Source organism: Bacillus sp. AY3-1, assembly GCF_008368785.1.
In the GTDB taxonomy this organism is placed as follows: Bacteria; Bacillota; Bacilli; order Bacillales; family Bacillaceae_G; genus Bacillus_A; species Bacillus_A wiedmannii.
Window position 1 is genome coordinate 586,472 of record NZ_QORZ01000016.1, and the last position, 24,428, is coordinate 610,899.

At 34.7% G+C, this 24,428-nt stretch carries 26 protein-coding genes and 3 pseudogenes; 19 read left to right on the forward strand and 10 right to left on the reverse strand.

Annotated elements, in window-relative coordinates; all coding sequences use genetic code 11:
- Positions 1-9: 9 nt before the first annotated feature.
- Positions 10-275, reverse strand: a pseudogene (locus tag DN389_RS14320) (hypothetical protein).
- Positions 276-472: 197 nt separating this feature from the next.
- On the opposite strand from DN389_RS14320, the gene DN389_RS14325 reads away from it, so the two are divergent.
- The 3 genes from DN389_RS14325 to DN389_RS14335 all read left to right on the forward strand — a co-directional run bounded on the left by DN389_RS14325 (position 473) and on the right by DN389_RS14335 (position 2,305).
- Positions 473-1,237: a class I SAM-dependent methyltransferase gene (locus DN389_RS14325; protein WP_149237297.1), complete on the forward strand. Its 765-nt coding sequence runs from the start codon at positions 473-475 to the stop codon at positions 1,235-1,237.
- Between the two features lie 201 nt (positions 1,238-1,438).
- Positions 1,439-1,702, forward strand: coding sequence for a hypothetical protein (locus DN389_RS14330; RefSeq protein ID WP_000432423.1), 264 nt, complete (start codon positions 1,439-1,441; stop codon positions 1,700-1,702).
- A gap of 372 nt (positions 1,703-2,074) precedes the next feature.
- Positions 2,075-2,305 carry a hypothetical protein gene (locus tag DN389_RS14335; protein ID WP_000789031.1) on the forward strand — a complete coding sequence of 77 codons (231 nt, stop codon included), beginning with the start codon at positions 2,075-2,077 and terminating at the stop codon, positions 2,303-2,305.
- 260 nt (positions 2,306-2,565) lie between these two features.
- On the opposite strand, the pseudogene DN389_RS14340 reads toward DN389_RS14335, so the two are convergent.
- A pseudogene (locus DN389_RS14340) lies at positions 2,566-2,984 on the reverse strand (cytidine deaminase).
- A gap of 173 nt (positions 2,985-3,157) precedes the next feature.
- Here DN389_RS14340 and DN389_RS14345 point away from each other — a divergent pair.
- Both DN389_RS14345 and DN389_RS14350 read left to right on the forward strand, forming a co-directional pair.
- Positions 3,158-3,241: pseudogene (locus tag DN389_RS14345) on the forward strand (ankyrin repeat domain-containing protein); the annotation flags it as partial.
- Positions 3,238-3,834, forward strand: coding sequence for a DJ-1/PfpI family protein (locus DN389_RS14350; RefSeq protein ID WP_097907898.1), 597 nt, complete (start codon positions 3,238-3,240; stop codon positions 3,832-3,834). The pseudogene DN389_RS14345 and the gene DN389_RS14350, both read left to right, overlap by 4 nt.
- Before the next feature lie 20 nt (positions 3,835-3,854).
- Here the strand turns inward: DN389_RS14350 and DN389_RS14355 are convergent, their stop codons facing one another.
- The gene (locus tag DN389_RS14355) at positions 3,855-4,781 is read right to left on the reverse strand and encodes an aldo/keto reductase (protein ID WP_098189797.1); all 927 of its coding nucleotides are present in this window, start codon (positions 4,779-4,781) and stop codon (positions 3,855-3,857) included.
- 287 nt (positions 4,782-5,068) lie between these two features.
- Between DN389_RS14355 and DN389_RS14360 the strand changes: the two genes are divergently transcribed.
- The 7 genes from DN389_RS14360 (at position 5,069) to dltD (ending at position 12,008) form a co-directional block, all read left to right on the forward strand.
- Positions 5,069-5,425, forward strand: coding sequence for an FtsB family cell division protein (locus DN389_RS14360; protein WP_001228711.1), 357 nt, complete (start codon positions 5,069-5,071; stop codon positions 5,423-5,425).
- Between the two features lie 259 nt (positions 5,426-5,684).
- Entirely contained in the window at positions 5,685-6,011 is a 327-nt protein-coding gene (locus DN389_RS14365) for a DUF3870 domain-containing protein (RefSeq protein WP_048547447.1), read from the forward strand.
- A 154-nt stretch (positions 6,012-6,165) separates the two neighbouring features.
- Positions 6,166-7,227, forward strand: coding sequence for a dipeptide epimerase (locus DN389_RS14370; protein ID WP_141555007.1), 1,062 nt, complete (start codon positions 6,166-6,168; stop codon positions 7,225-7,227).
- 39 nt (positions 7,228-7,266) lie between these two features.
- Complete coding sequence (locus DN389_RS14375; protein WP_088122360.1) at positions 7,267-8,268, forward strand: C40 family peptidase; 1,002 nt, start codon at positions 7,267-7,269, stop codon at positions 8,266-8,268.
- Between the two features lie 20 nt (positions 8,269-8,288).
- Complete coding sequence (locus DN389_RS14380) at positions 8,289-9,911, forward strand: peptide ABC transporter substrate-binding protein (RefSeq protein WP_098189800.1); 1,623 nt, start codon at positions 8,289-8,291, stop codon at positions 9,909-9,911.
- A gap of 119 nt (positions 9,912-10,030) precedes the next feature.
- On the forward strand, positions 10,031-10,558 hold the full coding sequence (locus DN389_RS14385; protein WP_048547882.1) for a GNAT family N-acetyltransferase: 528 nt from the start codon (positions 10,031-10,033) through the stop codon (positions 10,556-10,558).
- A gap of 268 nt (positions 10,559-10,826) precedes the next feature.
- Positions 10,827-12,008, forward strand: a complete 1,182-nt coding sequence (gene dltD / locus DN389_RS14390; RefSeq protein WP_098802867.1) for a D-alanyl-lipoteichoic acid biosynthesis protein DltD — start codon at positions 10,827-10,829, stop codon at positions 12,006-12,008.
- A gap of 38 nt (positions 12,009-12,046) precedes the next feature.
- Here dltD and DN389_RS14395 read toward each other — a convergent pair whose 3' ends face one another.
- From DN389_RS14395 to DN389_RS14405, 3 genes are all read right to left on the reverse strand, one after another.
- Positions 12,047-12,271: a hypothetical protein gene (locus tag DN389_RS14395; RefSeq protein ID WP_000558704.1), complete on the reverse strand. Its 225-nt coding sequence runs from the start codon at positions 12,269-12,271 to the stop codon at positions 12,047-12,049.
- A gap of 171 nt (positions 12,272-12,442) precedes the next feature.
- A complete protein-coding gene (gene uptA, locus DN389_RS14400; RefSeq protein WP_060487083.1) occupies positions 12,443-13,048 on the reverse strand; it encodes an undecaprenyl phosphate transporter UptA in 606 nt (201 codons plus the stop codon).
- 235 nt (positions 13,049-13,283) lie between these two features.
- Positions 13,284-14,048 carry a DUF1836 domain-containing protein gene (locus DN389_RS14405; RefSeq protein WP_098189802.1) on the reverse strand — a complete coding sequence of 255 codons (765 nt, stop codon included), beginning with the start codon at positions 14,046-14,048 and terminating at the stop codon, positions 13,284-13,286.
- 259 nt (positions 14,049-14,307) lie between these two features.
- Between DN389_RS14405 and DN389_RS14410 the strand changes: the two genes are divergently transcribed.
- Both DN389_RS14410 and DN389_RS14415 read left to right on the forward strand, forming a co-directional pair.
- A complete protein-coding gene (locus DN389_RS14410; protein ID WP_000914471.1) occupies positions 14,308-14,757 on the forward strand; it encodes a hypothetical protein in 450 nt (149 codons plus the stop codon).
- Positions 14,745-15,053 carry a YxcD family protein gene (locus DN389_RS14415; protein ID WP_000447759.1) on the forward strand — a complete coding sequence of 103 codons (309 nt, stop codon included), beginning with the start codon at positions 14,745-14,747 and terminating at the stop codon, positions 15,051-15,053. The genes DN389_RS14410 and DN389_RS14415 overlap by 13 nt, the downstream gene beginning before the upstream one ends.
- A gap of 24 nt (positions 15,054-15,077) precedes the next feature.
- Here the strand turns inward: DN389_RS14415 and DN389_RS14420 are convergent, their stop codons facing one another.
- The 4 genes from DN389_RS14420 to DN389_RS14435 form a co-directional block, all read right to left on the reverse strand.
- Positions 15,078-16,313, reverse strand: coding sequence for an NAD(P)/FAD-dependent oxidoreductase (locus DN389_RS14420; RefSeq protein WP_149237298.1), 1,236 nt, complete (start codon positions 16,311-16,313; stop codon positions 15,078-15,080).
- A complete protein-coding gene (locus DN389_RS14425; protein ID WP_060487079.1) occupies positions 16,310-16,642 on the reverse strand; it encodes a (2Fe-2S)-binding protein in 333 nt (110 codons plus the stop codon). Before DN389_RS14425 ends, DN389_RS14420 begins: the two co-directional genes overlap by 4 nt.
- Positions 16,639-16,911 carry a (2Fe-2S)-binding protein gene (locus DN389_RS14430; protein WP_088063714.1) on the reverse strand — a complete coding sequence of 91 codons (273 nt, stop codon included), beginning with the start codon at positions 16,909-16,911 and terminating at the stop codon, positions 16,639-16,641. Before DN389_RS14430 ends, DN389_RS14425 begins: the two co-directional genes overlap by 4 nt.
- 75 nt (positions 16,912-16,986) lie before the next feature.
- Positions 16,987-18,648 (reverse strand): sigma-54 interaction domain-containing protein, encoded by a 1,662-nt coding sequence (locus DN389_RS14435; RefSeq protein WP_088122355.1) that lies wholly within the window; start codon positions 18,646-18,648, stop codon positions 16,987-16,989.
- Positions 18,649-18,829: 181 nt separating this feature from the next.
- Here DN389_RS14435 and DN389_RS14440 point away from each other — a divergent pair, with 181 nt between their 5' ends.
- The 5 genes from DN389_RS14440 to DN389_RS14460 are packed head-to-tail and all read left to right on the forward strand — an operon-like array spanning position 18,830 to position 24,399.
- Positions 18,830-20,005, forward strand: a complete 1,176-nt coding sequence (locus tag DN389_RS14440; RefSeq protein WP_098189805.1) for an NAD(P)/FAD-dependent oxidoreductase — start codon at positions 18,830-18,832, stop codon at positions 20,003-20,005.
- A complete protein-coding gene (locus tag DN389_RS14445) occupies positions 20,002-21,039 on the forward strand; it encodes a proline racemase family protein (RefSeq protein WP_060487075.1) in 1,038 nt (345 codons plus the stop codon). Before DN389_RS14440 ends, DN389_RS14445 begins: the two co-directional genes overlap by 4 nt.
- Positions 21,036-21,977, forward strand: a complete 942-nt coding sequence (locus DN389_RS14450) for a proline racemase family protein (protein ID WP_098815260.1) — start codon at positions 21,036-21,038, stop codon at positions 21,975-21,977. The genes DN389_RS14445 and DN389_RS14450 overlap by 4 nt, the downstream gene beginning before the upstream one ends.
- Before the next feature lie 22 nt (positions 21,978-21,999).
- Entirely contained in the window at positions 22,000-22,896 is an 897-nt protein-coding gene (gene dapA, locus DN389_RS14455; RefSeq protein ID WP_149237299.1) for a 4-hydroxy-tetrahydrodipicolinate synthase, read from the forward strand.
- Between the two features lie 18 nt (positions 22,897-22,914).
- Complete coding sequence (locus tag DN389_RS14460) at positions 22,915-24,399, forward strand: aldehyde dehydrogenase family protein (protein ID WP_098189808.1); 1,485 nt, start codon at positions 22,915-22,917, stop codon at positions 24,397-24,399.
- The last annotated feature ends 29 nt before the right edge of the window (positions 24,400-24,428 follow it).

The following is a 24,428-nucleotide window of genomic DNA, read 5'->3' on the forward strand; positions in this document are numbered from 1 at the left end:
ATGGGGAGTTTAATGTGAATGTTTATTAGTAGATACAAAAATGCTTACAACAAATAAAAAAATAGCATTCATGATCAATAGACCACTAAAGGTAAGCCCAGCAAAACCTCCAGCGAATCCATCTCCTACTTTTTCACCAATTACGTGCAAGGTGGCGAAGAAAGTATGAAAATACCACTGGCTATTTTCCATATTCGTTGATATTTCTTTGCTATAAAGAAAATGAGTGTATTAAAAGTGATAAGAAGAAAAATAAATCCAATTAATGAATTCATCATATCCTCCTTTCAATATAATTCTGAATTTTCATATGTTCATTTTGAATGGAATATTATACAATATAATTATATTGTATGGAAAGCGAGTGATATATTATGACAGTCAGCTCTTTCGAATTTTTATTAAAAATAAAGGTACAGGAAGATTAATTGAATGAAAATCTTCCGTACGTATAAAACGGAGGAGAAAATAAATGTTTAGTTTTTATAGTACACTTTGCACGGAACTTTATGATTTCACTAAGCCTGTCGGTTATTCTTTAAATGGTGATATTGAGTATTACGAGGAACGTTTAAAAAATTGTAGGGGAAGAATTCTCGAAGCAGCGGTAGGATCAGGGCGTGTCATTATCCCGCTTCTTGAAGCTGGTTTTACAGTAGATGGGATAGATTATTCACCTGAAATGCTAGAATCGTGCCGCGTGCGATGTAAAGAGAGAAACTTACATCCTAATTTATATGAGGGAAGCTTACAACAATTTTCACTGCCACATAAATACGAGGCAATTATCATTCCAACTGGATCTTTTTGTTTAATTGAAAATCGTACAGATTCTATAAACGCATTGAAATGTTTTTATGAACATCTTAATCCAGGCGGGCGATTAATCGTAGATATTATGCCTCCGCATGACTGGAAAACAGGAGAGATTCATACATCGACTTTTTCTTTGCCGAGTGGAGACGGAATTACATTAGAAAATAAATCAATTGAAATAGATTGGCTGAACCAAGTTACTCTATCATATTTAAAATATGAAAAATGGAGTAAAGGGCAGTTAGTACAAACAGAACTACAACGCTTTGCGATACGCTGGTATGGAATAGAAGAGTTTAAACTTCTGCTAGAAAGTATAGGTTTCTCTAACATTACTTACTCCGCTGACTATGTTTATGAAAAAGAACCGTCAAATGCAAGTCAAATGTTTACTTTTGAAGCTGTGCGAAACGAAAAATAAAGAACTATGTATGAAAATAAGGCAATCGATATAATATCGGCTGCCTTATTTCAATTGTATATTACTTACATGGTATTACGTTCCGGTTGTCCAAGCATTCTTCTACTAACTACATATACTACTTATATTAAAGGCAGTTACTATTTCAAATAGAAATGTTATTTTTCTATAAATGATATTTTAGAGAAGTAGGGGATAAATTTGGAAAACGTAGAACAAGACAGAATTGAAAATCAAGTGTATTCCAATCGTGTAGTAAGATCAGAATTTGATGCGAATTGGGAAACATGTATATCAAAAAGTGGCTATGTAATTTATGTAGCAACAAGTAATAATGCTGAAGTAATAGTACTTCTTGCAGATGGTTCAAGTAAACTATTAATTTTTGAAAAAGGCGGTAAAGTAGTAGTAGGCGGTGGTGGTACAAGTCATTACAGTAAGCCGCATATTGCAAGAAATATTTAAGGTAGTACATGTATTTGAGAAGAAGCTGGAAAACGGTTATTCATTCATGTTTAGAGTATGATAGACTAACCGTTTTTATTTGTTTATATTATTTTAGAAGAACTCGATTGATTACAAATACATCGGTATGACCAGCAAAAATTAGGAGGAAATTGTACGGATAAGAATTCGAAATATAATGTAAGTTTGGAAGAAACATATAAGCAATTTTAAAAAGTATTTCCTATTTCGGGAAATGCTTTTTCTATGTTATAGTATAATAGTGTTTCGAAACGATGTTATTTTAATATACTTCAAATCTTGTTGTGTATTATTTTTATATTAAATTAGTTGTGCAAGTATTTTTTTATATAAGGAGTAACAATTAGAGAAATGAAAAATATAGACTTTATACTAGAAAGTGATGAGGCATTAAAACCGTCGGAACGATTAGTACTATTATTATTAGAGAAGCATAGAATGTTATATACGAACGATCTATTAGCGTTATCTAATTTATCATATAAAACATTAACAGATTCATTAACAGCGCTTGTTTTAAAATCATATGTGTTAAAGGAAACAGGTAAGGGAAGAAGACAGAATTGTTATAGATTAGTATGATAAGACTGCTTATTTTAGAGAATTTATATTGATATTTTTCGAATGTAAGGAGAAATAGAATTTTAATTTTCAAATGAAAAACGAACCGCAATACGTGCTTGAATATTTGAATTTCATTTTTGTTAATGATAATTTTATAATTATCGAAAATAGAAAAATAAAATAAACTGCATAAAAAAGAAATAAAAAAACAATCCGTTTTTAAAATGGATTGTTTTTTATTGGAATAATATTATTTGATGAATGGAAAACAGGAATGATTATTCTACTTCACTTGTGTACTTTTCAGGTAATAATTCCATTACGTTACATTTTACAAGTTCACCATTATAAGAAAGTATAACGTTCGTATTTTTTCCGTAATCACTTATTAATTCTCGACACATACCACATGGAGCAACAACCCAACATTTTTCGGGTGTGGGTGAGCAACTGCTACAATGGTATCAAATTCATGATCGCCTTCTGAAACAGATTTTCCAATCGCCATAGCTTCACCGCATACTGTTATTCTTCCGACATTCGCTTCAACATGCACTGCTGCATAAATATTACCTGCTTTAGTTCTTACAGCTGATCCGATATGATGACGACCATATTTATAGTTTTTTTCGATTACTTTTTCAGCAGCTGTAATTAAATCATAGTCTTCACTATTTAAAGGCATTACTTTTAACATAATTTCTCCTCCGTATTAAACATGATTAGTGTTATTTTAACAAAAAAATTTAATATTTAAAATAACAGATAATTATTGGAGAGATAATATTATTATGTAAACTGTAGTTTTAACAGGAAAATATCATAATCAATAGAACATATAGAAGAAGGGGGAACTTAAATATTTTGAAAGATGGGAGAACAGCATATTATATTGCATTAGAAAAAGAACATGATCACCTTTTACATCATTTAAAACAGGAAGTGAACGTATGATAAATAAATGGAGTGTGGGCATATTTTTATTTAACGAGGTAGAAGTGTTAGACTTTGCTGGGCCATTTGAAGTTTTTTCTGTAACCGAAGCGGATGAAGAAAAACCATTTACTGTGTATACAGTTAGCCAAAATGGAGAAATGATTACAGCAAGAAACGGATTAAAGGTAAAACCGGATTATAGTATTGAAGATTTCCCACCAGTTGATATTTTAATCATTCCCGGTGGTAAAGGCGTTCGGGAAAATGAAGTGAAAAATGATATTATAATAAATTGGGTTTGTCAGCAAATGAAAGAAGTAAAGCTAATGACTTCAGTTTGTACGGGTGCGTTATTACTTGCGAAAGCCGGTTTACTAGAAGGCTTAAAAGCAACAACGCATTGGGCTAGTATTCAAACTTTCAAAAAAGATTATCCGAATGTAGAAGTAATGGAGAATGTGAAATTTGTAGATGAAGGACACATTATTACATCTGCAGGTATTTCAGCTGGTATTAACATGTCATTTCATATTGTGAAAAATTTGTTAGGTGTGGAGATTGCTGAGGAAACAGCTAAAAGTATGGAATATGATATTGATTTACAAAATTAAAAAGCCCAGGCCGGGCTTTTTTATATTGATTGAATATAGCTAATCTCCTCATCACTCAAAATAGGGCGAACAGACGCATTTGCATTTTCTTGTGCTTGTTTTTCTGTTTTTGCACCTGGGATTACAACACTCACTGCTGGATGAGTGAGTATATAGCGAAGTGCAAGTTGCCCTAAGGTCTGATTTTTATTTGAGAGCAACCGAAGTTTCTCTACCTTTTGTAAGTCTTCTTGAAACCAATTTTCATTTGGCCAATCTTTGCGTAAATCTCCATTTGGAAAAGTTGTTTTATTTGTGAATTTTCCAGTTAAAATACCCATTTTTAACGGCCCACGAATAACAGCTCCTAGATTTTTTTCTTGTAAGAATGGCAAAATATCATTTTCTGGTTTTCGATTCAATATATTGTAATCAAGTTGTACGATGTCAATTTCATTGTTTTTATTGAAATGACGAATGTATTGTAAATCATGTGTCGAAACACCGACTGCTCTTACTTTTCCATCACGTTTTAATACTTCAAATGCACGTAAAAATGCTTCTGTTTCTCTACGATTATGCCACCAAATATGACAAAAATAAAGATCAATGTAATCTGTTTGAAGATGTTGTAAACTTGTTTCAAATACGGCGATGATTTTTTCGGGAGTATCATATACAGGTTCTCCATTCGGATCGTAGTGATGTCCGATTAAACCGCCTTTCGTTGATAGGATAATATCATTACGATGTCCTTTAATTGCGGTAGACACTAACTTTTCACTATGTCCTAAACCATACACATCTGCAGTATCAATAAAATTCACACCACACTCAATTGCTTTTTTTATAGCGGTTATAGATTGTTTATCGTTAACAGGTCCCCATTCATCACCACCGATTGCCCATGCCCCAAAACCTATTTCAGAGACAGTTATTCCAGTTTTACCTAATGTACGGTAATGCATATTTTTCCCCCTTGTAAGCATGTTATAACATCGATATGTAGGTAAGGTATTTTGTGTGTAAAAAAACTCTTCTACAATAGTAGAAAAAGAATAACAGAAACTACTATTTTATGGCAGCATACATAAAAAAATGCAATGTAAATATGGAAATGTCGTCGAATGCTATCTTTAATTGGTTAATTTGTAAGATATTTTTGTGAAGGAGCTTATTTTATAAGAATAGAATTATAGTTAGTAAGGGATTATGCCGAGGGTAGTGAAAATATATGTGTTAGGGGGATTTCATAATGAGGAAACTCAAGCGAATAAATGTTCCTAATATAGAAGAGCAACTATCACAGCCTAATGAGAAGCGAGCAATTAATAAGAAAAAACTAAGACGATTTATATTCATGTTTATATTTATTGCGGCGGCTACTTTGTACCTTCAATTTATTTTAACGAAACAACAAGAAATAATCGTAGAAAAAAAAGATACTATAACGAATCAAAAAAAACAATTGGTCTCTTTAAAGAAAGATCAGGATTTTTTAAAGACTAACATAGAAAATTTAACAGACGATGAGGAAGAAATTTTGAAGTTTGCGAGAAAAGAATATCAATTTTCTAAGTCAAATGAAACTATATTTGTGTTGCCGAAGTAGTGTAATAGAACAGTTAGCGATTGCTAGCTGTTTTTTTATGTCTGAATGGCATGGTACAAGTAACAATCACATATTGTAAAAATGAAGAGTTTAAGCTGTTTTTATAATTATGGAATATACACCGGAATAAATGTTGTTAAAATTCTGTCAATTGTATTATAATACAAGGTAAGCGGATACATTTCTTAATCAACGTTGAGTTTATCACTCATACGACTATTAAGAAAACCGTTATCCCGTATTAGAAAGGAAGATAGCTGTGTACGCTTCAAATACAATTTATATCGTAGGGGATGCGAAAGCACCTCAAAATAATCCTATTACCGAAAAGTTCAAAAGTTATTTTGTAGCGTTTGTACTTGTTAAGGAGACAGGGGAAATTGTAGATGCAGATTGCTCAGCGACAATTGCATTAACATCTCAATTCGTTAAATATTTGTTTCTACATAAAAATATTAATGATCCACTATTGGTAACAGAAATAAAAAATAGATACTTTGGTTCGTCTCAAAAAGCACTACTTGTAGCATTAAAAGATGCGCAGAAAAAATATAATCAAATTGCTGCTTTGTCTACCTATTCCTAGACAAAATCCAGCCATAAGAATCTTCTTATGGCTGGATTTTTTTTATTTCACATTAATCTCCTATATGAAAAGTAAGCGAAAGAGGAGATTAATTGTCCGTAAAAAACTAATTTATTTTGTGGATTAAGGTTCCACTTTGTCAGACAATGAAAGGATGAACAATATGAAAATTACGGATGTAAAAGTAAAGCGTAGACGTGTAAATCTTCATACACCGTTTAAAACGGCGCTTCGTACCGTAACTGAAATAGAAAGTATAGATGTATATATTCATACAGACGAAGGAGTTATTGGCAAGGGGGCTGCAGCCGCAACACCAGTTATTACGGGTGATTTCGCTAACGGGATTGAAGAAGCAATTTTAGGACCGATGCGTTCCTGTTTAATTGGTCAAGATATCATTCAATTTCAGCAGTTACTGCAGCACATTCAAATGAGTTGTATTGGAAACCCAAGTGCGAAAGCCGCGGTAGATATTGCTTTATATGATGTGTATTGTCAACACCAAAACGTTCCACTTTACGCATTATTAGGCGGGAAGAAAGAAATTCATACAGATATTACGGTAAGTGTAGATGAGCCTTTTATTATGGCGAAAGAGGCAAAGCAACATGTAGAAAAAGGATTTCAAACTTTAAAAATTAAAGTGGGAAAATCTGCTCATTTAGATTTAGAACGTATTGAAGCAATTCGAAATAGTGTACCAAAAAATACGACGTTACGATTAGATGCAAATCAAGGGTGGAATCCAAAAGAAGCGGTTACGATCATTAAAGAGATGGAAAATCGTAATTTAAATATCGAGTTTATTGAACAACCTGTTCATGCGAAAGATTGGGATGGGTTAAAGTATGTCAAAGATCATGTACAAACGCCCATTATGGCAGATGAAAGCATATTTTCAGCGAGTGATGCATTGAAAATTGTTCAAGGAGGATATGCAGACTTAATTAATATTAAATTAATGAAATGTGGCGGCATACGTGAAGCGTGGCGTATTGCCGATATTGCCGAAACAGCTGGTGTAAAATGTATGGTCGGAAGTATGATGGAATCTTCACTTTCTGTTAGCGCTGTAGCCCATTTAGCTGCTGCACATCCTAATATTCATTACTTCGATTTGGATGCACCGCTTTGGTTAATGGAAGAACCGGAAGGAATGACTTATTCTGGATCAAAGGTAAACCTTCAAACGACAGTGAATAGTAAATCTTAGGAGAAGAGACTAGTAAACTATCTTTTAAGGGGGATATTTATGAAAAAAGTAGGAACTGCATTTTTAACAACTTTATTTATATTTTCATCGTTTACATCAGCAAATGCTGAAGAGAAGAAAGATAGTAAAGCGTTTATCGATGTATCTGCCGCAACACTTTGGACTGCGCCTGATTCATTACGGCCAATTGATGCACCGAGCGCTACAAACCCAGTTGATTTGTGGAAGTGGACGAAATCAATGACGCTTGATGAGAAACTTTGGTTAACAAATGCAAATAAATTAGAAACGCAAGCGTTATTAGGTCAAGAAGTAACGGTTGTTGATAAAAAAGGGGACTGGGTTAAAGTGTTAGTCCATGGTCAGCCAACACCTCGAAATGAAGAGGGCTACCCAGGGTGGATGCCCGAAAAACAGTTAACATATAATCAAGAATTTGCTGATAAAACAAATGAACCTTTCGTATTAGTAACGAAACCGACAGCCATTTTATATATAAATCCTTCTGAACAACATAAATCACTTGAAGTGAGCTATAATACGCGACTGCCACTACTTAGTGAAGATACGATTTCGTACCGCGTGTTGTTACCAAACGGACAGAAAGCTTGGCTACGAAAAAATGATGGGACAGTTTACCGTTCGCAAAATGATATTCTAACTCCGACAGCTGATGATTTAATAAACACTGGAAAAATGTTTTTAGGATTACCGTATATATGGGCTGGAACAAGTGGTTTCGGATTTGATTGCTCTGGATTTACACATACGATTTATAAATCGCACGGTATTACAATTCCGCGCGATTCTGGTCCGCAATCGAGAAATGGAGTTGCGGTTGATAAAGAACATTTACAAAAAGGAGATTTAATCTTCTTTGCACATGATCAAGGAAAAGGTAGTGTTCATCATGTTGCTATGTATATTGGTGACGGAAATATGATTCACTCACCAAGAGCTGAAAGATCAGTAGAGATTATACCGCTAAATACACCAGGATATATAGAAGAATACGCTGGTGCTCGTCGTTACTTACCTTAAAAAATAGAGGGGGTTTTCAAATGAAAAAAGTTGTTCGTTACTCATTAGTTAGTACTCTATTAGTTTCTTCATTTTTAGTAGGATGCGCAAAAGAAAAAACAACGATAAAGCCGAAAGATGAGAAGAAAGTATTACAGTTACTAGAAACGGGTGAAATTCCGTCATTAAATTCAGGGAAAGTAACAGATGCGGTATCGTTTAACGTTTTAAATAACGTAATGGAAGGATTATTCCGTTTATCGAAAAATGATGAAGTGATTGAGGCTGGAGCACAAAAATATGAAGTAAGTAAAGATGGAAAAACATATACATTCCACTTGCGTGAAGCGAAATGGTCTAACGGAGATCCAGTAACAGCACAAGATTACGTATACGCTTGGAAGCAGCTGATTAATCCGGATACTGCTTCTCAATATGCATACATTGCTTACGATGTGAAAAATGCGGAGAAAATAAATAAGAAACAATTAGGTTTAGATGAATTAGGAGTAAAAGCGACGGATGATAAAACATTCGTTGTAGAACTAGAACATCCAGTGCCGTATTTTACGAAATTACTTATTTTACCGTCCTTCTATCCAATTAACGAAAAATATGCGAAAGAGCAGGGCGATAAGTACGGATTAGAAGCAAATAAAGCGGTGTATAACGGGCCATTTACATTATCAGAGTGGAAGCATGAAGCTAGTTTTACACTGAAAAAAAACGATAAGTATTGGGATAAGAAAGAAGTGAAGCTAGATGAAGTAAACTATCAAATTGTTAAAGAAATTTCAACTGCGGTAAATTTATATGAAACAGATAAAGTTGATAGAGCTGTCATTTCTACAGAATTCGTCGATAAATATAAAAGTAATAAAGAGCTAAAACAATATACAGATCCGGTTATGTACTTCTTCCGATTCAATGAAAATGTACCGATTCTTAAAAATAAAAACGCAAGGCTTGCGCTAAGTACAGTGTTTGATAAGAAAGGACTTGCGACTTCATTTTTAAATGATGGTTCGGTTGCTGCTAACTATTACGTACCAAAAGGATTTTTAAAAGGTCCAGATAAAAAAGATTTTCGAAGTACAGCAGGTGAGTTTAATAAAACTGATGTAAAACAGGCGAAAGAATATTGGGAAAAGGCGAAGCAAGAGACCGGTACAAATGAAGTGACGCTTGAATTATTAAACTATGACTTAGAAAACTTCAAAAAAGTAGGAGAATACATTAAAGAAGAGCTAGAGAAAAACTTACCAGGCTTAAAGGTAAATGTAAAATTACAACCACACACGCAAAAACTAGCGTTAGAGAAGAAGAAAGAATATGAAATGTCATTATCACGCTGGTTACCGGATTATCCAGATCCAATGACGTACTTAGAAGTATTCCTTTCTGGAAGCAGTGTGAACAATACAGAATATGCAAACCCAGAATATGATGCGTTAATTAAGAAGATTAAAACAGAATTAGGTAATGATGAAAAAGCTCGTTGGAAAGCAATGCAAGATGCTGAGAAAATGTTACTGGATGATGCAGTAATTGCACCAGTATTCCAGCGCGGATTATCATACTTACAAAAGCCGCATGTGAAAGATTTATATGTACATCAATTCGGTCCAGCTACAAGTTTAAAATGGGCAGATGTGCAGAAATAAAATTATGGAGAAACAGACTTCACATGTGTGATAGTCTGTTTTTCTTATTTAAAGTTAGAGAAATAGTCCGTGGTATAATTTACTGGTCTGTATAAAATGTTTGGATGGGAATGATGTTTATGTTTGAAGAAAAGGAAGTAATATGTACAAAAAGATTGTTCATGAGGAAACCAAGTATAGAATATGTTGATCAATTTTATAACATATTAAAGAAAGAAGCTGTTGGCAAATGGCTTGCTAAATCAAGAGGAATGTCAAAAGAAGAAGCAAATGATTATATCAGGAATCTTATATTACATTGGGAACAGTATAATTTTGGTGTATGGTTGTTATTTAATAGTGAAACAGGAAAGCTTTTAGGACATTGTGGTTTAAGAAAAGTGGATGAAACTGATGAAATAGAGATTATGTATCTACTTGATCCAGACTATTGGGGAAATGGATATGCATCAGAAGCAGCAGGGGCTTCTATTCAATATGCAAAAGAGACGATGGGTGTAAAAAGAATAATTGCTAGGGTGAAAATAGCAAATGACAATTCGAAAAATCTTTTACGAAAGTTAGGTTTTACATATACTCATGATATTGATTATAGTGGACGTATCTTATCTTATTTTGAATTTAATATAGCTCCTGATGAATTATAGACATTTTATATATTTTTTCATGTCTTAAAAATAAAATTATTAGTAAAATTCAAGTGTGAAATTTATGTAGAATCTTGTATAATTAACGTGTTTCTATGGAAACATTTTCTTGCGATATTTGTATAGAACTTAATAGAACAAGGAAAAAAATACATACATGTATATAATAGATAAATAGAATGGGGCATGTATAGAGAAAAAGGAGAGAAATGATGGCGTGTCAAAAACAAGGGTTACAATTTAATAGCGATAGAAAGAGGAAGAGACGATGAAAATGAAGCATGCTTTTGGTCCCATAATTTTAGCGTGTGTGCTTTTTTTCATTATCATATTAATCCCATCGAAAAGTTTAGTATCACTTATTAGTGATAAGAAGGTAGAAGATGCGGCAACTTCCTTACAAAAAGAAAAACTACAAAGTGTTTTCTTACAGCAAAAAATGTTAGAGAATTCGCAGTATTTACCGATGTATGGTTCATCTGAATTTTTACGAATGGATGCATATCATCCGTCTAATTACTTTAAAGTAAATCCTGCAGGTTTTACGCCATATTTAATGGGGATTGGCGGTACACAAAGTTTAGCTCATATATTAAATATGACGTCTACGATGGATGAATTAGAAGGTAAAAAAGTAGTCTTTATTCTATCACCACAATGGTTTACTAAAACGGGTGTATCACAAGGGGATTTTACTAACAATTTCTCCAAACAACAAGCATATTATTTTATTTTTAATGATACAATAAATGTTGAAATGAAGAAGCAAATTGCGAAACGATTATTAGACTATAAAGTTGTTCAAAAAGATGATATATTAAAAAATTCATTAGAAGGTATTGTATATAATGATACGAAACATAACATAAAAGCAGGTTTAGTTAAACCACTTGCTTATATGCATCGAAATATTTTAGATCATAGAGATGTATTTAACTCCTTATTTAAGATTGAACCGATGAAAGAAAAAACAAATATGGGACTACGTTCAATTTCTTGGGTAGATGCACGTAAACATGCGGAGGAAGAAGGAAAAACGGAATCTACTACAAACACATTCGGAATTGAAAATCCGTATTACTATAAACATAATTTAAAGAAAAAATTAAAAGGTTTAAAAAACTTTAGAGCAAATGAATCATATGAAGAATCACCAGAATATGATGACTTACAAATTGTTTTAAATATATTTAAAGAGAAAAATGTTAAGCCACTATTCATTTCTGTACCTGTAAACGGACCGTGGTATGATTACGCTGGTTTCCCTAAAGAACGCCGTGAAGTGTATTATAAAAAAGTTCGGGAACAAGTTGAGAAAGCAGGATACCCAGTAGTTGATTTTTCTGGCCATGAATATGATAAGTATTTCTTAAAAGATACAATTCATTTAGGTTGGAAAGGCTGGATTTACTTTGATGAAGCAGTACAAAACTTTTATACTGAAAAATAAGAGTGGAGAAGAAGGAACGGCTATAAGCTGTTCCTTTTTTAGTATAGAGTATTTTGATGTGGGCAATTCGGAAAGGCATGTATATCTTGAATTTGTCTAAAATCATAATGCTTCATTGCGAACTGCGCTTGATAAAGGTATTCATACACATATAATTGACCATCATGTGCTGAACATAATACACCAGAAGTTCCCTGCCCATTTATGAAGGAAATACCGATAGGGCGTCCGATTAAGTATTGTATTTTTTGTTGCCAATGCATAGGGAAATCACTCCTTTTTGAGATAATATACGAAATGGACGAGTGAATTGTTGCTTATCCATGTAAATGTTAAACTGAGGGGTTTTCTTGTAATTTCTACAGATTAGTCAATTTAAACATAAAAAACCGCTATCGTTCGTAATGAATGTATAGCGGTTTTTATTTATTATCTTAAGCAAGATTTTTACGTTTTTTTGTCCATTTTTTAATGATGAAGTATAAAAGAACGAGTATGACACCGCCAATTGCGAATGATTTCACATATGGCCCAGCAATATCATTAATATTCTCCCAATTTTGACCTAGTTTTTCACCTAAATAAATGAAAATGATAGACCAAGGGATGATTGCAAGTGCTGTTAATGTAGTGAAACGTAATAATGGCATTTTTGTAATACCAGCAGGAATTGAAATCGCATGACGTACTACTGGAATAAAGCGTGCAGTGAAAATTACACCAGTCCCATAACGGTTAAACCAATCTTCAGCTGCATCTATATGTTTTTTATGAATGAAAATATATTTTCCGTATCGTTCTAATATAGGTCGTCCACCGTATCGTCCAATCCAATAAATAAAGATTTGGGCAATAACGCCGCCAATTGTACCGAATACAACGGCGCCTACAAATGAGATACTACCATTGAATACTAAGAATCCCGCATAAGCAAGGACGATTTCACTTGGAATAATCTCAATCATAAGACCAAGCATAATGCCCCAATAACCTAACCCTTCAAAAAACGTTAATACTGAGTGAATAAAACTACTTACCATTGTTGCACCTTCTAGTTTATGTATTTTTGAATAGGTGAACATTTTACTTAATAACATAAAAGGTTCACTATATGTAGATTATACCTTATTTGTATAGGGGATTGCTATTTCAATTCTTTTATGTCTTGCATAAGTAGTTTAGTAAAGGATATAAGCACAGTTTTCATGAAGAGATAATGAAAAGATGATTAAAAATTTCTCATAAAAAAATAGAAGCATTTCTGCTTCTATTTTTTTACTGTTTCACTTCTAAATTTTGTAAAAATAAAGTTGCTGTTACGTAACGTTTTGCTAACATTTGTACATAAGCGGTATGCACAGATAATGTGGCAATAATAATCGCATTACGAATCGCTTCACGTTGCTCGTTATTAATTTGATCGAACTTGCTTGCGATTTTATCAGCTTTTTCTTTTACGATGTTTTCAATTGTATGAACTGTATCTGTTGCATTTAGTTGTAAGCAGTTCCCTTGATTGAGTTCTTCAAATAGAGAAGAGTATGCCCCATATAAATGAACAGGATTGATTAAGTCATCACTTCGATCGGCGGGGTCATTTACAATAAGGCGTAATAGCTTACGGATGGATTCAAAATCAAGTGCTGTTTTTAAATCTTCGACAATGAATAGTAAGGCTGCTTGTTCAATTGAATATTTTTTCCCTTTTTGAGGGGAGCCAATCATTTCTTTAATATCTCGTTTTACCCAGTTTTGCATGGCCGTTACTGAGAAACTTGTATTTTCAATCTGATTTCCAAGCGCAACTATTTCATTTAATGAAAAACCGACGTCTGTATCATCAATTTTAATCAGTTTTTCAAAAATAGGTGAAAGTGCGGTAGTAATAAAAGCAGTTACGCTTTGTCCGCTTTCAATATCTTTTTTATGTGACTTTGCCCACGCTTCTTGTAAAATACCGAGAGGCTTTTTCGTATTCCATCCTCTTAAAGATAGAAGAAGGGTAGCCATTTCGTTTCGTGTGAGATGAAATGTTTCCATCTTTTCACCTCCAAAAATAATAAAAAGTTCTTATGAACCTATAATATGTTTTGTTTCATTTAAAGTCAATTCTGTTTTGCTTAATTTTTCCTTTGTCACCAAACTGTCGTAGGTAAATAATGCTTGCATATTTCGACAAAAGTTCATATAATGAGTTCATAAGAACCTTTAAAATGTTTTTAAAAACAAATCTATCATTCTGAATTTACTAGAAAGGTAGATTTCACATATATCTATATAAAAGGAGAATGGATATAATATGTTGAAAAAACTTGTAGCAGTCATGACAGCATTCATGGTTATTTTTGGAGCTAGTAGCTTCATGTTTGTAGATCACGCAGCAGCGAAGGGTTACAAATCTGGTAAAAAATCATACACACCAAGTTCTGGTCAAAAGTCAAAAGTTGATTTGAACAAAAAAGATAATAACGTGAATTCACAAAAAACAACAACAGATTCAAAAACAAAGGCAACAAACACAGCACCAAAGAGTAATAAAGGAAGCTTTATGAAAGGTTTATTACTAGGTGGTCTTGGTGGTTTACTAATGGGTAGCCTATTTGCAAATATGGGAGCTCTTGGTTCTGTATTAGCGTTTATGGTAAATATGTTAGTAATGGCTGGTATCGTAATGTTAGCAGTTCGTGCATTTAAATACTTCAAAGATCAACGTAAGAAAAAGGAAGATGAAGTAGCATGGAAACAATAAAAATTTCTGAACAAGAACTTATCAATGCGCTTTGTGTATATATCGCTGAAAAAAGACAAGTTGGTCCAGAAGAAGTTTTAGTTGAACTAATGTATGATGATGACTACGGTTTCTCTGCTGAAGTAGAGGTAAATGGTCGCCAGCAAATTTTAATTCAAGCGAACTTAATTGAAGCATTACGCTTATTACTTGACAGAGAATATAATGTCAATTCATTTGCAGCAAGATTACAACTTGAATTAGATGATGAAGAAGGCATTTACGCATTAGCAAAGTTTAATAACTCAGATGAGTAGAAAAAAGAGCTGTTGAGAGTAATCTCAGCGGCTCTTTTTAGTATGTGCATATGCCAGGGAATAATCACGCCAAATTTCATTCATTTTCCGTCTACCAACATCAATCATTGGGTTAAATTGTATGGCAGCTTGATGACGTACAGCACGTACATGTTGAATTGCTTGTTGTAAGTGTTGTTCAACCGAATGAGATTTTTTATTTGCCTGTTTTACGATAGAATATCCAGCAACAGTCCCTTGTGCCATTGCAATTTTCCCGCTTTCAATACCTGTTATATTGCCAGCTACAAATAAACCGGGAAGAGGGGTTTCCAGCGTTTCGGAATGCAGTGGAACATGGCCGCCTAATTCCGGAATGTAACGGAAAGGACAACCAGCTACAGCAGCAAGCTCAGCAAGAGGGTATAAGCCACCGGCAATACAAACGAAGTCTGCCTCATATATTTGTTCCGACCCAGTTATGATGTTTCCTTTCGTATCAATATTAGCAACGCGTACACCTTCAACTTGATCTGTACCGATAATTTCAAGAGCTGCTTTTCGAAGGTGAAGTGGTGTTCCATTTATTTTCATACCTTTATTAGGATAGAAGTTTAATCCAACTTGTTTCGCCCAATTATATTTCATCAATCGACTACCTATACGTAATAAAGGTGACGGGGCAAGGTGGGCAGCGTGTAAGAGTGAGTTTAATACTTCTTCTGGTTCACCAGCCTTTTGACTTAATTCATTTTTTTCAGGAAGTACGATATGTTCCACTTTAATTCCCGCTAATTGTAATTCATTTAAAATAGCGAATGACAAAATGTTAGCGCCAATAATTACTCCTTTTCGCCCAACTTGAACGCGATGTACATTTGTCATTACTTGGGCTGCACCAATCGACATGACTCCTGGAAGTGTCCAACCAGGAAGGGGGATGGAGTACTCAGCAGCGCCAGTAGCAAGTAAAACGAACGGCGCTTCTAACGTACCGATATTCGTATGTACGAACCAAGAACTTTCATCTTTATCTAAATTATAGACGGAAATGCCGCATCGAATATCAACTGAAAGTGATTTTGCTTCTTCGTGAAGGCGTTTTGATTCTTCTATTCCGTTCCACCATTCTCCAGTAGGTTCTTGATGTAATTGTCCGAGCAACCTTCCGCCAGGCTTCATAAATTCATCAATAACAAGTACATTTAGTCCAAAACGAGCACAAGAGATGGAGGCTGACAAACCTGCTGGTCCAGCTCCGATAATAATGACATCATTCATCGCTTTTTCACCATCTCTCTCACGATATTTGGATGCTGTTTGCCGCTATCAACTACCATATCTTTTTCAACAACAGTTAAGCATGCTCGTACGTTCGTTTGATTGTTTACTGTCACGCGGCATTCAGAACAATGCCCGATATTACAGTAAATACCTCGCGGCGTCCCGCTATCTTCATGCACTCTTAAAGTCCTTATTCCGTTTGCAAGTAAAGCGGCCGCAATGGTTTCATGTTCATATGCTTCATATTGTTGCCCGTTAAATTGGAAAGTGATGCGATTACTACTATTTAAACTCCCTAAAACAGGATGATGGGTAATTCTATTCATTTATTTTCACCTACCGCTCCAAAGGTAACTGCGCGCACTGGTGGTTGATATTTTAATGGAATTTCATTAGTAGTTACTTCAGGATTTGCACTTTCAATCATTCGATCTATCATCATTCTACATGTGCGGCCACCGCAAAATCCCATGCCAGCACGTGTTCTTAGTTTTAATTCTCTCGCCGAGCAATTATATTCAGCAATTGTCGATTGAAGTTGACCGTATGTAACTTCTTCACATCGACAAACAATTACATGATCTTTATTCGTCATATGTATTCCTCCTCTAGTTCGGTTTGCACAAATTATATAATGCAAAAACTATGCCAATATAGAGGAGGGAAACGGTTATTGTAAACCAAGTTTTTTTAAACGGTTATATAAAGTGGCTCTCGTAACACCGAGTTGTTTCGCGCACTCTAATTTATTCCCATTTAAAATGCGTAAAGCCCTCTCAATAACTTTCTTCTCATGTTCATCCATTTCTTCTTGTAAAGAAAGGATTGTATGATTGTTGCTGAGTAATAGGGAATGAGCCGTATGATTCTCTAACGTTTCAGTTGTATGAAATGGTAAATATTCTTGTTTTATAATACCGTCAGTCGCAAATACGACAAGTCTTTCAACAACGTTACGAAGTTCGCGAATATTACCTGGCCAATTGTAATGAAGTAACTCATGCATAATGCTGGAAGGTAAGTCACGAATTGGTCTGTTATAGTTGATTGAAAAATCGTTTAAAAAAGAATAGGTTAATTCAATAATATCCTCGCGTCTTTCGCGCAGCGGTGGAATATGCAAGCTAACTACATTTAGGCGATAGTATAAATCTTCTCGGAACGTGCCTTTTCTCATTTCCTCTTGTAAATCACGATTTGTAGCAGCGATAATGCGGAAATTAATATGAATCTCTTTTTCTCCACCAACTCGGTAATATTTTCGTTCTTGTAGTACACGTAAAAGCTTTACTTGCATATCGAGCGGCATTTCTCCTATTTCATCTAGGAATAATGTACCGCCTTGCGCGAGCTCTATTTTACCCTTTTTCCCTTTACTATTTGCACCAGAAAACGCCCCGCGCTCATACCCGAATAATTCACTTTCAAATAACGCTTCTGGAATGGCGCCGCAGTTAATTGAAATGAAAGGTGCTTTAGTTGCTTCACTTGCTTCATGGATTGCTTTCGCAAATACTTCTTTTCCAACACCACTTTCTCCGAGTATTAAAACTGTTGATTTCACCGAACACACCTTTCTAGCTAATTGTATCGTTCTTTGTATAACAGGGCTCTTTCCATTCATCGCAAGGAAAGGGTCTAATTCATCTTTATATTTTGCGACCTCTTGTTCTAATCGGTGCATTTCATGTGACATATTAAATAGTTTTTCATTTAAAGCAACTTGATTCGTAACATCAGTTTCTGAAACGACTGCTCCAATAATTTCATCGTTACAATACACTGGGTTTGAGTTAATTAATACAAATAAATCTGGACGAGGCTGATGGAACTGAGCAATTATGCTTTTTCCGTCATGTAATGATTGTAAAATTTCCAAATCTTTATAGTCAAAAAAGCGAGTGATAGGTTGTCCAATAATTTCAGTATGGTTGACTGAAAAAATCTTTTCGGCGCCATCTGTCCAAGTACGAACACATTCTTTATCATCGATAACTGTAACAGAAGAATCAGTTGTTTGTATTACGGTGTTATAGAAAGATTGTAGTTCATTGTAAGACTTAACAAGAAACGGAATGATTTGTTGAGCCGTTATACAGCATATAGGCTCTTTATTTTCGTTTATTACGATAACGGTCATTTCATGAGAAAACGCGTCAATTAAAGTGTTGAATGAATCATCTTCATCTATAACTGCACAGTTGTATTTTTCTGTAGTAGAAGGGCTGTAATAAAACTTTTCGTTAACTTGCTCAATATGTTGCAAATTGTTTGTGTGATCAATTAATAAAGTTTTTAGAAATTCTTGTATTGTGGGAAATGAGAATGCCATATTGTCCTCCTATTATGTATAAAAATTTTGACAGTGATAAAAAAATAATACACCTATTTATGATAAATTCAAAATATTTTTACAAATAAAAATATTATTTGTAAAAAGTGTATATATGTAGAGTTGGCACGTCAATTGCATAAAAGAAAGTGAGGGATTAAAAAGAAGGGAGGGGTGCTACGTGAGGCACTGTGACGTTTTAATAATAGGTGGTGGAATTATAGGATGTTCAATCGCTTATTACACTTCAAAATACGGAAGAGACGTAACAATCATTGAAAAAGGAGAATTTGTCAGTGGGACGTCTTCACGGTGTGACGGGAATATTTTGGCTATTGATAAAGACCCAGGGTTTGATAGTCAAATGTCGTTAGTAAGTCAAAAGTTAGTAACTGATTTAAGTGAAGAGTTAGAGCACTCATTTGAATATAGAGCACCAGGAAGTATTCTCGTATGTGAGTCGGACGAAGAAATGGAAGCAGCCCAGCAATGGGTGAATCGTCAAAAGGAAGCTGGTTTACCGTTTCGAATGCTTGATAGACAAGATATAAGAGAAGAATCGCCATTTTTTGCAGAAGATTTATTAGGCGGGTTAGAATGCGCAACGGATTCGACTGTAAATCCATATCTCCTTGCTTTTTCACTTCTTACAGAATCGAAGAAATTTGGTACGAAAGCTTTTAATCATACGGAAGTAAAAGAAATGAAAAGAGATATAGACGGTTCCTTTATTGTAGAAACGACTAACGGGACGTTTACTGCGAAACAAGTGGTAAACGCAGCCGGTGTGTGGGCTCCGAAAATCGGAGAAATGTTGGATGTAAATATCCCAATTGAACCGAGAAAAGGACATATTATTGTAGCTTCAAGGCAACAACACGTTGGTTGCCGTAAAGTAATGGAATTTGGCTATTTAATTTCTAAATTTGGCGGAAAACGAAAAGTGGATGCTTTAACTGAGAAATATGGGGTAGCTCTTGTGTTTGAGCCGACAGAAAGCCAAAATTTTTTAATTGGTAGTAGTAGAGAGTTTGTAGGTTTTCATACGAAGATAAACAACGAGGTTATTAAATGTATTGCAAACAGAGCAATTCGTTTTTATCCGAAAATGGCGGATATGATGGTGATTCGTTCATATGCTGGATTACGCCCGTGGACAGAAGATCATTTGCCAATCATTTCACGCGTGCAACATATCCCGAACTACTTTATCGCAGCGGGGCATGAAGGGGATGGCATTAGCCTTGCAGCGGTTACTGGAAAAGTAATTGAAGAGTTATTAAATGAAAAAGAAACAATCATTCCTATTGAACCACTTCGTTTGAGTCGTTTTACAGAAAGGGTGTTAAACGGATGAGGTCACAAAGAGTCTTTACGACGATTGATACACATACGGGCGGGAATCCGACGAGGACATTGATAAGCGGACTTCCAAAGTTAATTGGAGAGACGATGGCAGAGAAGATGTTACATATGAAAAAGGAGTATGACTGGATTCGCAAATTGTTAATGAATGAACCGCGTGGTCATGATGTAATGTCAGGAGCACTATTAACAGATCCGTGTCATCCTGAAGCAGATATTGGTGTTATATACATAGAGACAGGTGGATATTTACCGATGTGTGGTCACGATACAATTGGTGTATGTACAGCTTTAATTGAATCAGGTTTAATTCCTGTAGTTGAACCGATTACTTCGTTAAAGTTAGACACGCCAGCCGGCTTAGTTGAAGTGGATATCTTTGTTCAAGATGGAAAAGCGAAAGAAGTCTCTTTCTGTAACATACCAGCTTTTTTATTGAAACATATTACTGTACAAGTTGAAGGGATTGGAACTGTAGAAGCAGATATTGCGTATGGAGGAAATTTCTATGCCATTATTGATGCGAAGTCAGTAGGTTTAGAGTTAGTACCGGAACATGCATCTACAATCATCGATAAGGCAATTCATATTAGAAATATCATTAATGAGGAATTTGAAATCATTCATCCGCAGTATTCATTTATTAGAGGGTTAACCCATATTGAATTTTATACAGATCCTACTCATGAAAGTGCTCATGTGAAAAATACAGTTGTCGTTCCGCCAGGAGGAATTGATCGTTCTCCATGTGGTACAGGAACATCAGCGAAGTTAGCTGTATTATACGCAAATCAAAAAATTGAAGTGGATGAAGAGTTTATTCATGAGAGTATCGTTGGCTCTTTATTTAAAGGGTGCGTCATAAATACAACATCTGTAGAAAATATTGAAGCTGTCGTAACGAAAATTACAGGTTCAGCTTGGCTTATGGGGATGCATAGATTTTTTTATAATGAAAAGGACCCACTTAAAGAAGGCTTTTTGCTAATTCCGCCGATGGAACATGAAACGGAGGATGTAAAATGAACATTCAAAAAATGTATACAGCAGTAGACGTACATGTAAATGGTGAAGCATTTCGTGTAATGAAAGATGTACCATGCAAATACTACTACAGTTTAGAGCAATTAAACGAACAATTTTCGGGTGAATTAGCAGAAGAAATGCAGCTTTTATTAAACGAGCCACGTGGTTTTATCGGATTAAATGGGTGTATTGTCGTCCCTTCTATTCATACGGAAGTCGATGCAGCTGTATTATTTTTTAATCAAGAAGGATCCATTCCGCTTCATTATGGAGGCATTGTCGCAGTCATAACGATGTTACTAGAAAGCGGGTATTTAAAAAAGAGAGAGACGAACCAATACAAAATCGAAACGCTATCTGGTATATTTTCAGTCCATGCGTATGTTGAGAATGATGAAGTTGTTTCTGTTTCATTTGAAAGTAAACTATGTTATATGATTGAGAAAAATTTACAGGTTGATAATATAAGTTACTCTCTCATTCAAGCAGATAAAGTATATGCAGTTGTAGAAAAAGATACGTATTCACCAGACATTCGTATTGAAAACATTTCTGAATTGAAAAAATGGGGAGAATCTACACTACAAGCTATACAAAAACAGTGGTTAATAAAAAGGCTTATTTTAGTAGATTCTTCGCAGAAAGATAAGAACCATATAAAGTCGATTACATTTCATGAAGATAACTTTATCGTACGTTCGCCAGGTTTTATTTCTACTATTGTATCTTATGTTCATGCGTTATTTAAAAATGATTATATGGCGGATAAACCTTTTATAAATGAAAGTATATTTAATAGCTTTATAACAGTTGAAAAAGTGAAGAAGGAAGAAACGGGTTACATTTTCCGTTTTGAAAGTAGAGGATTTATTACAGGGATGCAGACGTTTCTATTAGACTCTACAGATCCGTTTCCGACAGGATTTTTATTAAAATAAAATAGTAAAGGGAGAGATAAATATGAAAAACATTAAAGGGGCATTTCCAGTATTAATTACACCAATGGATGAGTTTCAAGAAATTAATTGGAACGGTGTAAAACAAAACGTAAACTATTTTATCGATCAAAAGGTAGCTGGCATTATTATTAATGGAAGCACAGGTGAGTTTGTTAGTTTATCAAAAGAAGAACGATTTAAAATGGTAGAAACAGTATTAAAAGAAGTTGATGGTCGTATTCTAGTTATTGTAGGAACTGCAGCAGAAACGACGAAAGAAACGATTGAATATACGAAATATGCAGAAGCACACGGAGCGGATTGCGCATTAATTATTAACTCGTACTATTGTAAGCCGAAAGAAGAGGAAATCTATTTTCATTTTAAAGAAATCTCAAATGCTGTAAATATACCAATTATGTTATACAATAATCCGTTTACATCTGGTGTTGATATGAGTACAGAGCTCATGCTACGTATTGGAAAAGAATGTGAAAATGTTACACATATTAAAGAATCTAGCGGAGATATTCGTAAAGCAAGAGATTTAGTACGACAAAGCGAAGGTGCTTTTCAAGTCTTCTGTGGATCTGAAGATTTAGTTATGGAGTCTTATTTAGTAGGTGCAACGGGATGGGTTTCAGTAGCAGGAAATATCGTACCGGGACTTGTTACGAAAATGTATGAGCATTTCCAAAATGGTGAATTAGAAAAAGCTTGGGAAATAAACGATGCTATTTTACCTCTTTGCGAGTTTCTTGAAGGATCAGGAAAATATGTACAAATCGTTAAACGCTCAATGGAATTATACGGGCAAGCTGGGGGACCTTCTCGTTATCCGAGACTCGGATTAACTGAAGAAGAAGATCAAAAACTTCAAACGATTATTTCAAAAATTGCAGCTCATGCAGCTGTTTAAATAAGGAGGAGAGCATATATGTTAACGACAAACATTGAGCTGAGACCAAAAGTGAAAGCGTTTTTAAATGAAGAAATTAAAATGTTTATTAATGGTGAATTTGTACCTTCCATTAGCGGGAAGACATTTGAGACATACAATCCAGCAACAGAAGATGTTTTAGCTGTCGTATGCGAAGCGCGAGAAGAGGATATTGATGTAGCGGTAAAAGCTGCAAGATCTGCATTTGAATCAGGACCTTGGGCAGAAATGACTACCGCTGAAAGAGCGCACCTAATTTATAAATTAGCAGACTTAATTGAAGAGCATGGAGAAGAATTAGCGCAGTTAGAAGCTTTAGATAATGGAAAACCATATCAAGTAGCACTGGATGATGATATTGCAGCGACTGTAGAAAATTATCGTTATTATGCGGGATGGGCTACGAAAATTATCGGGCAAACAATTCCGATTTCAAAAGATTACTTAAATTACACACGCCATGAACCTGTTGGCGTTGTAGGTCAAATTATTCCTTGGAATTTTCCACTCGTTATGTCTTCTTGGAAAATGGGAGCTGCACTAGCAACAGGTTGTACAATCGTATTAAAACCAGCAGAGCAAACGCCTTTATCGTTATTATATACAGCGAAGCTCTTTAAAGAAGCAGGTTTTCCAAACGGTGTTGTAAACTTTGTTCCAGGTTTTGGCCCTGAAGCAGGAGCTGCAATCGTAAACCATCATGATATTGATAAAGTAGCCTTCACAGGTTCAACAGTTACAGGGAAATATATTATGCGTCAATCTGCAGAAACAATTAAACATGTAACGTTAGAACTTGGTGGTAAATCACCAAATATCATTTTAGAAGACGCTGATTTAGAAGAAGCGATTAACGGCGCATTCCAAGGTATTATGTATAATCACGGCCAAAATTGTAGTGCTGGATCTCGCGTATTCGTTCACCGAAAACATTACGAAACAGTCGTAGCTGAATTAGTAAAAATGGCGAACAACGTAAAACTTGGAGCAGGTATGGAGAAGGAAACGGAAATGGGGCCACTCGTATCTAAAAAGCAACAAGAACGTGTGCTACATTACATTGAACAAGGAAAAGCAGAAGGTGCTACTGTTGCTGTTGGTGGTGAACGGGCATTTGAAAAAGGATATTTTGTACAGCCAACAGTTTTCACAAATGTTACTGATGATATGACAATTGTGAAGGAAGAAATTTTTGGACCCGTTGTCGTTGTACTTCCATTTGATTCAACAGAAGAGGTTATCGAAAGAGCAAATCGCTCTTCATACGGACTCGCTGCGGGCGTATGGACACAAAATATTAAAACAGGACATCAAGTTGCCAATAAATTAAAGGCAGGAACAGTATGGATTAATGATTATAACTTAGAAAATGCAGCTGCACCATTTGGTGGGTTTAAACAATCTGGTATCGGTCGTGAGTTAGGTTCATACGCGCTTGATAATTACACAGAAGTGAAAAGTGTTTGGGTAAATATAAAGTAATAGAGAATCTAACTGTTAATAAATAGAGG